This is a genomic window from Halothiobacillus sp., from assembly GCF_027346185.1.
In the GTDB taxonomy this organism is placed as follows: Bacteria; Pseudomonadota; Gammaproteobacteria; order Halothiobacillales; family Halothiobacillaceae; genus Halothiobacillus.
Genome location: NZ_DAIESY010000036.1, coordinates 1 through 14,569, shown reverse-complemented (window position 1 = coordinate 14,569; position 14,569 = coordinate 1). Strand labels below are relative to the sequence as shown.

Annotated in this window: 13 protein-coding genes; 5 read left to right on the top strand and 8 right to left on the bottom strand. The window is 56.2% G+C overall.

Going from position 1 to position 14,569, the window contains the following annotated elements; all coding sequences use genetic code 11:
* Positions 1-366 precede the first annotated feature (366 nt).
* Positions 367-1,050, top strand: coding sequence for a hypothetical protein (locus M7R55_RS02840; protein WP_298218334.1), 684 nt, complete (start codon positions 367-369; stop codon positions 1,048-1,050).
* 183 nt (positions 1,051-1,233) lie between these two features.
* On the opposite strand, the gene tadA is transcribed toward M7R55_RS02840, so the two are convergent.
* A complete protein-coding gene (gene tadA / locus M7R55_RS02835) occupies positions 1,234-1,698 on the bottom strand; it encodes a tRNA adenosine(34) deaminase TadA (protein WP_298218332.1) in 465 nt (154 codons plus the stop codon).
* Between the two features lie 343 nt (positions 1,699-2,041).
* On the opposite strand from tadA, the gene M7R55_RS02830 reads away from it, so the two are divergent.
* Positions 2,042-2,185 carry a DUF3096 domain-containing protein gene (locus M7R55_RS02830; RefSeq protein WP_298218330.1) on the top strand — a complete coding sequence of 48 codons (144 nt, stop codon included), beginning with the start codon at positions 2,042-2,044 and terminating at the stop codon, positions 2,183-2,185.
* Positions 2,186-2,250: 65 nt separating this feature from the next.
* Here the strand turns inward: M7R55_RS02830 and M7R55_RS02825 are convergent, their stop codons facing one another.
* The 4 genes from M7R55_RS02825 to dsbD are packed head-to-tail and all read right to left on the bottom strand — an operon-like array spanning position 2,251 to position 6,368.
* Positions 2,251-2,922, bottom strand: coding sequence for a hypothetical protein (locus tag M7R55_RS02825; RefSeq protein ID WP_298218328.1), 672 nt, complete (start codon positions 2,920-2,922; stop codon positions 2,251-2,253).
* Between the two features lie 27 nt (positions 2,923-2,949).
* Complete coding sequence (gene dsbG, locus M7R55_RS02820) at positions 2,950-3,735, bottom strand: thiol:disulfide interchange protein DsbG (protein WP_298218326.1); 786 nt, start codon at positions 3,733-3,735, stop codon at positions 2,950-2,952.
* 33 nt (positions 3,736-3,768) lie between these two features.
* Complete coding sequence (locus M7R55_RS02815) at positions 3,769-4,575, bottom strand: TlpA disulfide reductase family protein (RefSeq protein WP_298218325.1); 807 nt, start codon at positions 4,573-4,575, stop codon at positions 3,769-3,771.
* Positions 4,576-4,577: 2 nt separating this feature from the next.
* Positions 4,578-6,368 (bottom strand): protein-disulfide reductase DsbD, encoded by a 1,791-nt coding sequence (dsbD, locus tag M7R55_RS02810; RefSeq protein WP_298218323.1) that lies wholly within the window; start codon positions 6,366-6,368, stop codon positions 4,578-4,580.
* Between the two features lie 109 nt (positions 6,369-6,477).
* Here dsbD and M7R55_RS02805 point away from each other — a divergent pair, with 109 nt between their 5' ends.
* From M7R55_RS02805 to M7R55_RS02795, 3 genes are all read left to right on the top strand, one after another.
* Positions 6,478-7,143: a response regulator gene (locus M7R55_RS02805; protein WP_298218321.1), complete on the top strand. Its 666-nt coding sequence runs from the start codon at positions 6,478-6,480 to the stop codon at positions 7,141-7,143.
* Complete coding sequence (locus tag M7R55_RS02800) at positions 7,140-8,474, top strand: ATP-binding protein (protein ID WP_298218319.1); 1,335 nt, start codon at positions 7,140-7,142, stop codon at positions 8,472-8,474. Before M7R55_RS02805 ends, M7R55_RS02800 begins: the two co-directional genes overlap by 4 nt.
* 430 nt (positions 8,475-8,904) lie before the next feature.
* On the top strand, positions 8,905-10,242 hold the full coding sequence (locus M7R55_RS02795) for a PQQ-binding-like beta-propeller repeat protein (protein ID WP_298218317.1): 1,338 nt from the start codon (positions 8,905-8,907) through the stop codon (positions 10,240-10,242).
* 178 nt (positions 10,243-10,420) lie between these two features.
* Here the strand turns inward: M7R55_RS02795 and M7R55_RS02790 are convergent, their stop codons facing one another.
* Genes M7R55_RS02790 through M7R55_RS02780 form a run of 3 tightly spaced genes read right to left on the bottom strand, consistent with a single transcriptional unit; the run spans position 10,421 to position 14,509 of the window.
* Positions 10,421-11,605 (bottom strand): GIY-YIG nuclease family protein, encoded by a 1,185-nt coding sequence (locus M7R55_RS02790; RefSeq protein ID WP_298218315.1) that lies wholly within the window; start codon positions 11,603-11,605, stop codon positions 10,421-10,423.
* Positions 11,598-13,676: a DEAD/DEAH box helicase gene (locus tag M7R55_RS02785; RefSeq protein WP_366881152.1), complete on the bottom strand. Its 2,079-nt coding sequence runs from the start codon at positions 13,674-13,676 to the stop codon at positions 11,598-11,600. The genes M7R55_RS02790 and M7R55_RS02785 overlap by 8 nt, the downstream gene beginning before the upstream one ends.
* Positions 13,676-14,509 carry a hypothetical protein gene (locus M7R55_RS02780; protein ID WP_298218312.1) on the bottom strand — a complete coding sequence of 278 codons (834 nt, stop codon included), beginning with the start codon at positions 14,507-14,509 and terminating at the stop codon, positions 13,676-13,678. The genes M7R55_RS02785 and M7R55_RS02780 overlap by 1 nt, the downstream gene beginning before the upstream one ends.
* Between the last annotated feature and the right edge of the window lie 60 nt (positions 14,510-14,569).

Genomic DNA, 14,569 nt, shown 5'->3' with positions numbered 1-14,569 from the left:
GCCCAGCCTGCGGGGAATATTTTCTTGATGACATAGCCGTTGAATGCGTCAAACCTTATTAAGGCAAGTAAAACGGCTCTCAAAGTATCTTGTAGGTTGAATCTAACGCAGAATCTGGTGAATATGGTTTGGTCCAACAGCGATAGCTTAACCAATTCGAAATTGAACGTTTTTATTAAGCGCATCTGATTACCCAAGAATTGAGGTATGTTACTCGTGAAAAAAACGAATTTAGTGAGTAGTAACGATGTATTTAGCTTCCTGCATTACCTTCACCTCCTACACCAGTCTTAAAACCACCTTATAGTCGGTCAAGGTCTGACGGGAATTCATCAAACCCATCCTGCAAAATAGAGTGAACAACCTATGAACGAGCTAGCCATAACAGTAGGCATTATTTTATTCCCCGGCCTGATTGCTGCGGTAGTTGCAGATAAAATCACTGTCCACTCAAAGAGTTGGGGCTCATTCAAGTACAGCATCTACTCCTTTATTTTTGGAGTATTGTGTTATGTTTTTTTACAAGGAATTACACTTACATGGTGGCTGATTACACACTCTTTTTTCCCCAGTTTAACGTTTGAATCTATTACACTTGATGTTTGGTCAGTGATTACTTCTAACAAGGTGGTTATCAGTCCTTCCGATGTGTTGTGGGCTACTGCTTTATCACCACTGGTTGCGCTGTTTGCTGCCTATATAGTGAATCACAAGTTGATAAACCGGTTTGCGCAACATCATGGGATATCTAGGAAATATGGAGACGAAAATCTTTATTCCTACTTTTTAAATTTGCAAAACATTGATTGGGTATATGTCCGCGACATCCAAAACAGCATCACATATCAGGGCAGATTGGTCTCTTATTCAGAGGCAGAAGATATGCAAGAGCTTGTTCTGTCTGATGTAACCTTATACAGTTATGTGGAGTCAGAAGAACTTTATTCAGTTCCCTTTTTATATCTATCTAAACCGCGGGGCACATTCATAATTGAAGCCATACCCACGGACTACTTACAAGAGGTCTCAAATGAACAAGAAGAAAAATAATGGCTTAAATATAGCTAATGAGGGCTACACTCGAGGGATGATAAAGAATGGTTCTAACAAGCCAACTCCCGAAACAGCGGTACGTCCATCCAAACCACCTCCAGCCCCTAAGCCCAAAGAAAAATAAAAAATTGGCCATAGTTAGCAGTTTTTCTGAAACAAAAAGCCAAACAGAACCTCCAATCACCCCCGCCGCTCCTGAAAAAAAACCTGCAATAACTCGGCGGACTCCTGCTCGCAAGGCCCCGTATCAACGATGACAGGGTGGTGATGCCAGGGCGCGCGATTAAGATCGATTGCCCCGCCGCAAGCCCCCGCACGCGGATCGGGCGCGGCAAAAACCACTCGCGTAATCCGCGCATGGCTGATGGCCGCCATGCACATGGGGCACGGCTCCAACGTCACATACAGCGTGCAATCATCCAGCCGGTAATTGCCCAACGCCGTGCCTGCCGCACGCAACGCCAGCATCTCGGCATGCGCCGAAGGATCATTCAGGCGAATCGGCGCATTGCGGCCTGTGGCGATCACCTCGCCTTGGCGAACCACCACCGCCCCGACCGGCACCTCGCCGTCTGCAGCGGCAAGACGTGCCTCATTCAGAGCCTGCTGCATGAATTGGCGGTCGACGCTTGAATGTAGTTTCATATTTTCACAATACCAATTCAAATGCCTATCTTGAAGGAAACAACGGGCTTACATAGGAGCTCAGCAGAGCCAAATGAAATTCCTCAAGACTGATGGTTATTGCTTGTCCGCTTTCTCTTGTTTATGAATATAGTTATCAATAGGGTCAAGAATCGCGTACGATGATTTGTCACACTGTAAAGATTTAAGACTAAAACAGTCAAAACGTATCTCGTAATAAAGTGCCCCAACCGTCGCGTTACCCAATAGCCAATCAGTAAATTATTGGCTATTGGGTAACGAGTACGATTGGCCCATTGACCCAAATTTGAAATTCACACTACCCTCGGTTATGGAGCCAAAATTGAACATTCATATCACACTAGCACCACTGATTTCTCTAGCTGCCGGTATCGGCATCTTGATATTCCCTAAGCTTCTCAACTACATCGTCGCAATTTATCTGATTGTGCTGGGCGTTCTCGGACTGCTCGGCCACGGCATGTAGACTGGGGTACAGTTCACAAAACCCGAATAAACACTTTGCGAAACCGCTAACTGCCCAATATGGGGTCACTCTGATTCTTTTGCCTGATCGCGCCTGCCCAAGCGCGCCAAAATTTTCTTCATAACCGTATCGGCGGATTTAGTTTTAAAAATCGCCTGGGCATGTGCCGAACCGGGAACGATGAATAGTTCGTCGTCCGTACCGAAAGACAGCTTGGCAGCCTCACGCAGGTTATCGGACAACCCTTCATCTTCACTCGCAACCACCAGTATGGGCAACTCGTCGGCAGCCGATTGGAGATTACCGCCCGCTGGCGACAATAAAATGAGTTGGCTCCAAAGCGATGGTGACTTGGCGACTGCCTCCAGTGCAGTTGCACCACCGGCACTGGCCCCGATCAAGGAAACGGTATCCTCGTGCCATTTCTGTTTGAGATAGCGACCGGCAGCGTTGATGGTGTCTGCTGATACCTCATCGAGTGCCAACACGGTCAATCCAACGGCGGCCATCTGTTTTGCCTGCGCAGTCCAGCTCGCGGCATCGTAGACAGCGCCGTGCGACAACACGACGCCGCCGCCAGAACCGTTAGCCCACAGCAGCCCCGTTACTTCATGACCTTCAATGCGCGTCTGAATCGGTTCGCCGTTGCCTGCGCGAAGATCCGAAGCGGGGGCGACCGAAACAGTGATAAGGGCGAAAAGGAGAACTAACAATTGCGTAGTGGATTTGGTATTCATGGTCTATCCACTTAAATGATGGGACTATCAACGAGGGCCGAGAACTTCGCTCAGATTTTCCGCCGGTGGCGCGCCCTGTATCTTTTGCAACAGGCCGTTAGCGTCTTTGTAGAAAATGGTGGGGGTGGCCTGAGCGCCAATTTTCTGCATAAGCTTTAGATTGGCATCGAGCTCTGCACCGATTTTATCAGGCACTTCGCGCAGCGCTTTGCCGTCGCCCGAAGCGTAATTCTCTTCAAACTGCTCCAACGCCTTCTGTGGGCTCTTGGCCGTTAGTATGGCTGCTGCCTTGGCGGGGCTGCTGGGCTCGAGTATAGCGACCATGATATGGCGCAACTGCACCTTGCCAGATTCGACCCACGGTCGGGCTTCTTTCCAGAACTTGTTGCAATACGGACAATTGGGATCCGTGAAAACGTAAACGACACGCGGCGCATTTTCCTTGCCATCGGCGATCCAGGTACTTTGTTCAAGTTGCTGCCATACTTTCTCGGTCATCGGTTTGCTGACCAGCTCCTCGATGGGTTTCTGGCTCAGGTTGTGGCCTTGCTCGTCGAACATGGGACCCACGATGGCGTGTTTGCCGTCAGATGTCAGATAGATGGATAACGGCTGCATCCCAACCAAGCCGACATACCCCGTCAACCCGTCGGGTGCCTTGAACGAGTCAGTTATTTCGATACCCTGTGCTTCAAGCGCTTTGATCGGTGCGGGCCAATCCTCGGCCCGAGCATCCAGGACCAGGGCATTCAAGGCCAGGGTGCTGAGCAATATCCCGCGAGCGGCAAACAAAATGGTGTGTTTTTTAATCATGGTGTTTTCTTCCTCTATATTGAGATTGAGAAATCAGTTCGTGTGCAACTGACTTAATTTGCTCGTCAGCGAAGCCGCCGACAGCTCCCCCAGGTGGGCATCGACCAGCCGTCCGCTGGCATCGTAGAACAGGGTGGTGGGCAATGCGCCGGAGCCGATTTCGCGACCGAGCGCGCTGTCCGGATCAAGCCACACATTGGCAAGATCGAGCTGGGCCGTGTTAAGAAAGCGTTGTACCGTGGAACCGTCTTCGCCCTGGTTGACGAATACGAAGGTCACGTCAGTGTATTGCTGCTGCGCGGCGGCGAGCACCGGCATTTCGCGCCGACAAGGCGGGCACCAGCTCGCCCACAGATTGACCACCATGGGTTTATCGGTGGCCAGCGCCGCCAGCTTGATTGGTTCGCCTGCCAAAGTCGTCAACGAAAGCGTCGGCAGCGTCGGCTGTTGTGTCATGCGCAGCGTACCGAACAGCGCGCCCCACACCAGCGCGCCAGCGGCCAGCCCCACAACCAGTGGTTTGCGCAGAACAGGGTGGCGCCAGCCGCGCCAGATCGCCACCAGCAGTGCCACCACGATTCCCGGCCAGATCATAAAACCGCCGTCACGGATGTCGAGCATCGACCACGGCGCGCTGCGGTAACTGTCAAACCAGAACGCAACAAAAGCGATGCGCGCGACCAACCCTCCGGCAAGCACCATGTCAAGGAGGGTGCTGCCGATGCCAATCTTCTGGCGACGCCCAACCAGATAGCCGGCGCCTGCGGCGACCAATCCGGCTGCCAGCAACATCAGCAGGCTGACCGACAGGGCGAAAGGACCGATATTCACCGAGAGCATGGTTAGTCCTTCCTTGCCCGATCCAGGTGGGCAAGGAATTCAACTGCGCTGAGCTCACCGATAATGCGCTCGGCACGGCGTTCCTTGCCGTCCGGTCCAATCAGCATTATGGTTGGCGGGCCGAGAATCTGGTGCGCGCGCATCAGAGCCCGATCCTCGGCATCGTTGGCGGTAACGTCCGGCCGTAGCAATTGCATATCGGCCAGTGCCTGCTGCACGCGCGGATCGGTAAACACTTCGTGCTCGATGACTTGGCACGATACGCACCAGTCGGCATAAAAATCCACCAGCGTCCATTGCCCACGCTGTCCGGCTTCGGCAACCCGGGCGGCGAGCGCCTGCCCGGTCTTGACCGGCGCAAAACGGGCCATGAAATCATCAGTGACAGCGGCTTGTGCCGGCGCGGCGGTGGTTTTCACAAAGGATAGCGGCTGCAACGGATTGCTGGCCCCGCCGGCGGCACCGAGCACCATAGCCCCACCCCACAGACCGAGCAATAACGCAAAATAGCGTGATAACAGGCGGTCTTTGGGGCTGCCGAGCTGTTTAACCAGCATCAGCAAGCTCAGCGCAATCGCCAGCAGTAAGGCGCCCCACAAGCCCAACGTCAGTGCATCAGGCAGTACCCGCGACACGAACACGATTGCCGTACCAAGCAAAATAAAACCGAACAGCGCCTTAACGCGATTCATCCACTCGCCTGGACGCGGCAACAAGCGGGGGCCAATTGTACCCACCACCAGTAGCGGCACACCCATGCCCAAACCCAAGGAAAATAGCGCCAGACCGCCGGTCAACACATCCCCGGTATTGCCGATATAGAGCAACGCACCAGCCAATGGAGCGGTCATGCAAGGCCCGACCAACAGGGCCGACAGCACACCCATGGCCGCCGCACCAACCAACGTGCCGCCGCGTTGCCCTTGACTGGCGCTGTTTAGGCGGTTTCGCAGCGCAGCCGGTAACTGCAACTCATAAAAGCCGAACATGGCCAGCGACAACACAACAAATATCAGTCCGAACCCACCGAGCACCCAAGGATTTTGTAACGTCGCTTGAAGATTGGCGCCGGCCAGTGCCGCCGCCGCACCCACCGCGGCATAAGTCAGCGCCATCGGTAGCACGAAGGCCAGCGAAAGGACAAAACCGCGCCGCGGGCTGGCTCCGCTGCCTGCAATCAAGCTGGAAAGAATCGGCAGCATCGGCAGCACGCAAGGGGTGAAGGCCATCAGCAAACCCAGGCCGAAGAAGACGACCAGCATCCAGCCAAGGTTGACTTTCGATAAACGCTCGGCCAGATCCTGATCCGCACCAAGTGCCGTATCAGCAGTCCGAGCCACATTACCCGTGTCCACCTTCGACTGCGATGGTGCATCCGACGCAACGGGGACATCAGCCAGCGTCACTTTTCGGCTTTGCGGTGGGTAACATATCCCCGCTTCGGCGCAGCCTTGCCAACGTACGTTCAACACCTTGGCTGCGGGCGCGTCAACCAGAACCGTCAGTTGATCGTGATAAACCTCGGTAGGTCCGAAATACTTATCGTTCTTGATAATGCCAGAGGGCATGATGACCTCTTTAGCGCTGCCTGCGGGCTCAGCTTCGACCTTCACTTCTTTGCGATACATGTAATAGCCATCGCTGATTTTCCAATTCAGGCGCACTTGGCCGTCCGCATCCTGGCTGACGCTCAGGGGGAATGCCTGCTCTACCGGCAGAAAATCTTGCTCGGCATGCGCTGGTAGCGCCAATAGCAGAGAGAGCGCCGCAACCGACCAGAACAAACGCAACATGAGCACCTCCAAATCAGCGTGAGCACGCATCTTTGCAAGGCTTGATTAAGGCAACATTAACAATGTTATTCTCGACAGAATAAATAGTGCTGAGCACGAAGGATGGTTTATGCGGGTACTGCTGGTTGAAGACGACGACCTGATTTTAAGTGGCATACAGACTGGTCTGCAGGCGCGCGGCCTGATAGTGGATGGAGTGAGCACTGCGGCACGAGCGACGGCCATGCTGTCGGCTGTGCACTACCAGCTAGTGATTCTCGATCTCGGTCTGCCAGATGAAGACGGCATGTACCTGCTTCAGCGTTGGCGCGCGGACGGCATAAACCTGCCGGTACTGGTGCTTACTGCACGCGACGCAGTGGAAGATCGTGTGGCCGGGCTGCGTGCCGGTGCGGACGACTATCTGCTCAAGCCGTTCGATCTCGACGAACTGCTCGCGCGTCTACATGCACTGCTGCGCCGTGCCGCCGGGCGCAGCGTGGATGTCATCGAGCAAGGCGCTCTGCGTCTTGACCCCGAGCGCGGTGAAGTCACCCTGCATGGCTGCCCGGTGGTATTGTCGCGCCGCGAACTGGCGTTGCTGGCGGTGCTGCTGCATGCGCGCGGCCGCATCCTCAGTGTCGACCAGATCAAGGACAGTCTGTATGGTTTCAGCGAGGAAATCGAGAGCAATGCCCTCAATGTGCATATTCATCATCTGCGTCGCAAGCTCTGCGCCGATCTGATCGAAACGGTGCGTGGGGTCGGCTACCGCTTCAACATGGCGAACACATGAGCCTGCGCTTGCGTTTGTTGCTGATGATCGGCATCTCGCTCTGCCTGCTATGGGGCATCGTCGCAGTCTGGATGCTGCGCGATTTGAACGCTGAAATGCGCCGCACTCTGGACCTGCGTCTCGCGATGTCGGCAAACATGGTAGCCGGGCTGATCTCGCAGAACCCCGCTGCGTGGACCATTCGCAACGGAACAAAGTCAAACGCCATACTGACCGTGCCGATGACGGCAAAAGGACTTGCCTGCCAGGTCAGTTCGTTGCGTGGCGAAGTGCTCGCGCGCACACCAGGCGCAACATCGGTCGCTAGCGCAACAATCACGCCTGGTTTTTCCGAACGTGAAATCAATGGTGAGCGCTGGCGCAGCTACACCGTCGAAATGCAGGATCTACGCATCACGACGGCGGATCGTCTGAGCGAACGTATCAGCTTGCTACGCGACGTGATGGCGGCCGTAATCGTGCCGTTCGTGGTCGCGTTGATTGGCAGCCTCGCCATGTTGTGGATCGGAGTGAGAAGTGGCCTGGCGCCACTGGAACGCTTGCGTCAGGCGCTTGCCAGCCGCTCGCTGGATACGCTGACACCGATTCCTGACACGCCGATCCCGAGCGAATTGCAGCCACTGGTCGATACCCTGAATCAACTGCTCGAGCGAATGCGCGTTGCCATCAGCCGCGAGCGACGCTTTACCAGCGATGCGGCACACGAATTGCGCACTCCGCTAACCGCGCTCAAAACGCACTTGCAGGTCGCTCGCATCACCCATGGACAGGATTCCGAGAGAGCACTCAATTACGCAGAAGAAGGTGCGTCACGCCTGCAGCATACCTTGCAGCAACTACTAACGCTGGCGCAAGTGGAAGGGCCTTTTTCCTGGAACGAAAGCTGGAACGAGACGCAGCGCACGTATAGCAATGAAGTCGCCCGTCTGGCGATGCGTGATGCAGCTCCCAATACACCCGAACGCATCGAACTCGAAACCAATGAACCACCAGTTGAACTGGCGATGCCACAAGCGCTAGCTGTTACCGCGCTGCGCAACCTGCTTGACAACGCACTGCGTCATTCCCCGGCCCAGCATAGTGTCAAACTGAAAGTTCAAGCCGCGACCGAACATGTTTGTTTTAGCGTGTGCGATAGCGGTCCGGGTCTCAGCACCGATGAGTTGTCACAGGCGACACAACGTTTCTGGCGGCGTGATACGGGTCGGGGCAGCGGACTGGGGCTCGCCATCGTTGTCGCAATTACGGAACGCTGTGGCGGTTCATTAACCCTGGCGCGGGGTTCTGCAGGCGGGCTAGAGGCGAAATTGACCTTGCCCAGAGCGCGCTGACCATACCCCCGTCCGGTGCATCCCATAGCTATGGTCATCAGCTTGCCATTGCCTCGAAACGCTTTGCCATCATCGGATGCCCGATATTCTTTCAACCATCGGTCAGGCATCTGCTCGTCGATCTCCAGATTCTCTCGACCTCTATGCGTGTGTAACCGTGGTCTAAGACCAGACTCACCTCATCCAGTTTGAATTCTGGAAACTTCGAAAAAACCAAACAAACCCTGAGGTTTTTCGAGGACGTTCGTTGCGGAAAGCCAACAACGAACCCACACAATTTCAATGGCTTGCACGATTGTGCGGTGCCACACCCTTGTGGCAAACGGGTACTTCTTGCGGGTCAGCTTTGATTCTCTTCCTCAGTTATGTAAGTCTTGCCTTATTGGGTAATACAAGTCCATTGGATCATGTCAGCTTGCAGGAGACAGCCATGACACCTGTTACACTCATAAGCGTGGTGCTAGTCGCTACCCTTTCAACGCAGGCCTTTGCTGAAGGGCCGAGCGAATGGTGCCAGTATCGTATGCATCCGTCGCACAACGCGGTGTTCGACGATGGTGGCAAACCACTGCCATCGGCCTTCTATCAAACCAGCGATCAAGTACGCGCCAACCCGGTCATAGTCGGCGATCGCTTATTCGTCGGCAATCATTTGACCGGTGGCATGTTTGCTTTCGACGCAAAAACGACGAAACTGCTATGGAATGACGACAGACCATGGTTCCGTCACGCGCCGAACTGGATTCACTCGGATATGATTTTCGTCAACGATCGTATCTACGTCGGTTATGGAAACCGGGTATTTCAAAGTGAAACCGTGCGAGGCACCGGCGAAAGCGGCGTGATGGCCGTCGATCCCAAGACCGGAAAGACCCTATGGAATCATCATACCGTCGGCGAAGTCATGCCGACGCCCGCCTATTGGCACGGAACCCTTTATATCGCTACCGGTGGCGCGCAAATCATCGCGCTCGATCCTGCCAATGGCGCAGTACGTTGGCAGCTTGCATTGCCCGGCTGGGTGAGCATGTCCTCGCCCAGCGTTCAAGACGGAATGTTGTACGTTGGCGCAAAGAATTCGGTAGTCGGTGTCGACTTACAGGAACGCAAAATTCGCTGGGTCTATCACGCCGACCTCAGCTTTACCGATGTCCCTCCAGCGGTGGCGCCCGATGGCACTGTGGTCATCACCGGCGTGCAGTCGTTCAGTGCGTCCACAGCAGAAGACCGAGAGCGCTATCCGCATGCGCGCGGCTACTTCCAATTTATTTACGCCTTCGATGGAAAAACCGGAAAACTTCGCTGGAAGCACCTGCTCGGGGCCGGCGCAATACAAAATAACAACACCTCCGGTACTCCAACCATCACCGACGGCCGCGTGTTCGTTGGCAGCCCATACACAAATTCCCTATTCGCCTACGATGTCAGCAATGGCAAGCGTGCTTGGGAGTATCCGGTCGGCGCCAAAATCAAAGGTGCGCCGGCGGTCAAGAATGGGGTAGTGTACTTCGGCGATACGAACGGCTTTTTGCACGCCGTTGACGCCGGCAGTGGTGAAACCATACTGCGGGCAGATGGCAAGGAACTTGGCAAACTGAAACTCGGCGGCTCCAAGAGCGCCGCGAAAAATGTCGCGCTGGCCCCAAGCGGCCCGGTCATTATCAATCAGGACATCTACGTCGGTAGCCAAGATGGATTCGTTTATCGCGTTTCGATTCCGGCTTGGCGTGGTATCGGGTCAGGCTCCGGCGCGGCTAATGCAAACTGAAATACGCCCAATCTGGCGCCAGTCGTCTGTGGTGAAATATAGGCAGGATATTTCCCTCATGTTCAAAGACCGAGGCGACTTGCGGATGCGTTGAGGCAAACCCTCTTCTCTTCAAGCCTAAACATCATTGAGCGGCGGGGCATCCCTGCCCTGCACGGGAATGCATTTAGGCTGTCCTCTACACCTTCACCAACTTCGCGGCGCTTGGATCGTAGGTGTAGCCGGTGATGCTGCCATCCTTGATGCGCGCGACGGCCTCGTCGATCACGAACAGCGGAACGAGGAACCATTCCTCAGGTTGCACAGGATGGCCGAAGCGGTCATTGATGGTGATGTTCAACCGCGCAGGCGCGAACAGTCTGTGGAACAGGTTCTCCATCCGGGTGCGGTTGATGCCCGCCAGCTTATAGGTCGCTACCACTTCGACCTTGGCCAGCAGATAGGTCGCTTCGTTTTCGGCGTTGGCGATACGTGTCTCCACCCTGCCCCCGGTCACGCCCACCTTATGGATGAGGTCGCGATGCTGCGCGACATAGGGATGATCGGACAAGGAGCGCAGCACATAGATCGTGCCACTTTCGACATCATCGGCCTCAAGCTCGCCGCCGAAGGAGAGTTGCCCGCTCTCGGGAGAAACCAGCCGCCGTGCGGCGGGGTCGTCATAGAATGCGCGCTGGAGCGAGCGCAGCAGCAGATTACTTTCAGTACCGTTGGAAAAAATGACGCGCAGACGGCGGTCCACTTCCCCCGCGGTGGTTTTTAGCGGCTCGCCGACCTCGGCCACAAAAAGCGTGAGGCCACCGAGAACGAAAAAGTCCCCGGCCTCGATCGCGCGGTTCCCTGCCTCGATGGGCTGGGACTGGCGCAGACCCGTCTTGATGTCGTTCGCTACGCGATCGAACAGTGGCTTGAACACCTCGAAGTCCTCGCAGGGCTTGCGATCCGCGATCGTCTCGGCAGCACGCTTGTCGGCGCTGGTGCGCACATGGCGCAGGACGGTAATGTCGTCCGCGCCGGCAACATCTGCCAACTCCGCAGCCAGGTCGTCGATGTCGATGGCTTCCTCCGCCGCAGCGGCAACGGTCGGCGCACCGGCAAGCAAACCCTGATGATCCAGTGGCTCCAGCAGGGCTCGGCAGTCCGGGAGTGCGCGCAGGCGGTCCAGACGCACGGCATACAAACGCTCGAAGATGTCGCGGTCTTCGCCGTGCTGCGGCGCATGCCCATGCTTTTCGGTGAAGCGTTGGATTTCCTCGAAGCCCGCGATGATGCGCTCTTCGCTGGCCGGGCGTCCGCCCTTCTTCTCAGGCGGAGCGAACTCGGCAAGCTCCGCAGCGAGTTCGTCAAGATCGGCGTCACGCATAGCGTCCCTCCGCCTTGAAGCGCATGAAGGCGATCGCGCCTTCGGCCATGCGTCGCTCCCAGGCATCCTGGGAATCAAGCTTTGGCACGCGGCCGCGCTCCTTCTTGAACTGCACAGCCCGAACGGCAAGATCCCTGGCCTCCTCTGGCGTCAGGCTCGTGCGCTTGGCCGAGATCGCCGCCGCGACCTGCTTCAGGCTATCCTCGCTCATGGTCTTTGCGAGGATGGCATAGGCTTCGCCGAAGGGATTGATGCGGTCGATCAGGTCAATGTCCAGTTCGCGCACGTCCATGGCAAAGCGGCGCACGCCGTCGAGCAGGGCGGTGTTGGGCGTCCCGTCACTTTCTCCCCCACCTTGGCCTTCGGTAACCAGCCGCTTGGCCTGTTGCGTGAGGTTCAGCGCCGCGATGGCGTGCTGGCGTACGGCTTCCTGATCTTCCGTGTCCAGCTCGGGATACTTGTCCTTGATAATCTTGCCCATGCGAACCTGCGTCAGCTCCTCGGGCACCAGTTCCTCATCGAACAGGCCGCGCTCGATGCTGGGCTTGTCCTGCACGAAGGCCGCGATGACTTCGTTCAGATCTTCCTGACAGATACGCGCCGCCTCCGTACTCTTCGGTTCGGCCAGACCCTTGATTTCGATTTGGTACGCCCCGGTCTGCTCGTTGACACCGACATTGCAGCGGCTGGGGTCATAGCCCCCCTCGCCGTAGTCAAAGCCCGGCGTCGGGCCGCTGTCGGGGTGCTTAGGTTTGAACTCGAAGCGCGGCGCGAGTACCTGCTCCATCAGCAGGCTGGCCGCGATGGCCTTCAAGGTATCGTTGACGGCCTCGGTCACCGCTGCCTCGGCAGCATCCGGCTCGGCGATCAGGTTGGTGAACCGTGCGCGGGTCTTGCTGGGCGCGTCGCGGGTGGCGCGACCGATGATCTGCACGATCTCGGTCAGGCTGGCGCGGTAGCCGACGGTCAGCGCGTGCTCGCACCAGATCCAGTCGAAGCCTTCTTTCGCCATGCCCAGCGCGATGATGATGTCCACATAATCCCGGTTGTTCTTCTGCGCCGGGTCTTTAAGCGCGGCCGACACGCGGTCGCGCTTGGCGGCATCGTCATCGACCAGATCAGCGATCCGCAGCACGCGGCCCGCATCTGCGCCACCTGGGGGCCGCTTGACAAGCTGGAAGCCGGTCGCCGGGTCGATGCCTTGCCACTCCCCCAGCGCCTCGATGATGTGTTCCACCTCGCGCATCTTGTCCTTCGTGCTCTCGCGCGAATTGACATTGGGGATGTGGATGATGGTCTTCTCGGCGGGGTCGAGGACCTTGAGGATGTCATCGACATAAGGCCCGCTGTAGAAGAAGTAGCCGATGTCGAGTTGCTTCAAGTACTCGTAGCCGTTGAGCTGTTCGTAGTAGGTGTAGGTGACGGTCTCGAACTTCGACTCATCCTGCGGCGCGAGTACGGCCTCGGCGTCACCCCGGAAGTAGGAGCCGGTCATGGCGACAATGTGCGTCTTGCCCCGCGCGAAGAACTGCCCGAGGTGCAGGCCGAGCTTGTTGTCGGGATTGCTTGAGACATGGTGGAACTCATCGATCGCGATCAGGCGGTCGTCGAATGCCTCCACGCCGTAGGCATCGACCGCGAAGCGGAAAGTGGCATGGGTGCAGACCAGCACTTTGTCGTCGCTTTCGAGGAACACGCCCAGCGCCTTGACCTTGCCGCCGTTGTCATTGCCCGGCGCGTTGCACAGGTTCCACTTGGGCTCGACCTGCCAGTCGGCCCAGAAGCCGTACTTCGATAGCGGCTCGTCATTGAAGCTGGCCCCGATGGACTTTTCCGGCACGACGATAATGGCCTGCTTGATGCCCTGGTTCGCCAGCTTGTCCAGCGCGATGAACATCAGCGCACGGCTCTTGCCAGACGCGGGCGGCGACTTGATCAGCAGGTATTGTTCGCCGCGCTTATCAAAGGCCCGCTCCTGCATGGGCCGCATCCCCAGCGCATTGGCTTTGGTCGATACGCCGCTGCGGGCGTAGGTGACGGAGACGGAGGGGATTGATTTTTTCTCCATGATTATTTTCTCTCCCCGGCAACACCCGCAAGTGCTGCCTTTAGAACCTGAAAGCAGAGCTTCGCCGTATGTTCGTCCGGCGTGAAGTGCGACACCATCTGCTCATAAGGGTGGATATAGTTGCGAAAATCCCGCAGGCCATGGCTGAATTTCCTTACGTCTGGTTTTAGTAGGTCAACCTCGCAGGCGACATCAATAAATTGGGCAAGACTCCAATCTTGAAAATGTTTTACCTTACCATCATTGGTCTTTGGGCTAGCGGCCGCCTGATTGAATCGGGCGGGCTCTTTCTGCGCGGCCCCAAGCAGAACTGCCTCAAGCACGCTTCCACAAAGAAAGATCACTGAAAGATGTGCACCTGCCCCTAGTGTTTTCCGCGCTTCGGCAAGACGGCTTTCAATAATTGGCACAACCGATGCTTCAATCGGAAGATTTTGAATGTTGGGTATTGTGAATTCACTATTCAAGAAATCATCGCCGGTTTTTGAAGATGGAGCGGGCTGCGGCTTTCCCAACAACCGAGCAGCGATCTTCCGCGACTCTTGAAGAATGGCTGTGTCAATCTGCTTATTGTTCAGCTTGCAGTTGGCCTCGTACACATCAAGCATTTCAGACAAGACCTTACCAACCAAGACGTCAGGTTCGCTCTCCCAGAACGCGCGCATTTTCTTGGCCTTGGAGGTTCCATAGGTCTGGTACTTCGTGCCGTGAATATCGACCCTATGGTGATTGAAGAACTGGCCAAAAGTCATATCGTTATAATCGAGAAGGTAGCCGCCTTCCATCCCAAGGATTTTCTCAAAATAGCGTTTATCGACTTCGGTAAGGGTGCTCATACGCTGGTTCCCACTTTATGCTTCATGCCTTTGACTGGCGGCGCAACCGCAGCGGTCATC

Coding starts and splice junctions, on each gene's coding strand:
- M7R55_RS02840 (WP_298218334.1), top strand. CDS start 367: ATGAACGAGCTAGCCATAACAGTAGGCATTATTTTATTCCCCGGCCTG.
- tadA (WP_298218332.1), bottom strand. CDS start 1,698: ATGAAACTACATTCAAGCGTCGACCGCCAATTCATGCAGCAGGCTCTG.
- M7R55_RS02825 (WP_298218328.1), bottom strand. CDS start 2,922: ATGAATACCAAATCCACTACGCAATTGTTAGTTCTCCTTTTCGCCCTT.
- dsbG (WP_298218326.1), bottom strand. CDS start 3,735: ATGATTAAAAAACACACCATTTTGTTTGCCGCTCGCGGGATATTGCTC.
- M7R55_RS02815 (WP_298218325.1), bottom strand. CDS start 4,575: ATGCTCTCGGTGAATATCGGTCCTTTCGCCCTGTCGGTCAGCCTGCTG.
- dsbD (WP_298218323.1), bottom strand. CDS start 6,368: ATGTTGCGTTTGTTCTGGTCGGTTGCGGCGCTCTCTCTGCTATTGGCG.
- M7R55_RS02805 (WP_298218321.1), top strand. CDS start 6,478: ATGCGGGTACTGCTGGTTGAAGACGACGACCTGATTTTAAGTGGCATA.
- M7R55_RS02800 (WP_298218319.1), top strand. CDS start 7,140: ATGAGCCTGCGCTTGCGTTTGTTGCTGATGATCGGCATCTCGCTCTGC.
- M7R55_RS02795 (WP_298218317.1), top strand. CDS start 8,905: ATGACACCTGTTACACTCATAAGCGTGGTGCTAGTCGCTACCCTTTCA.
- M7R55_RS02790 (WP_298218315.1), bottom strand. CDS start 11,605: ATGCGTGACGCCGATCTTGACGAACTCGCTGCGGAGCTTGCCGAGTTC.
- M7R55_RS02780 (WP_298218312.1), bottom strand. CDS start 14,509: ATGAGCACCCTTACCGAAGTCGATAAACGCTATTTTGAGAAAATCCTT.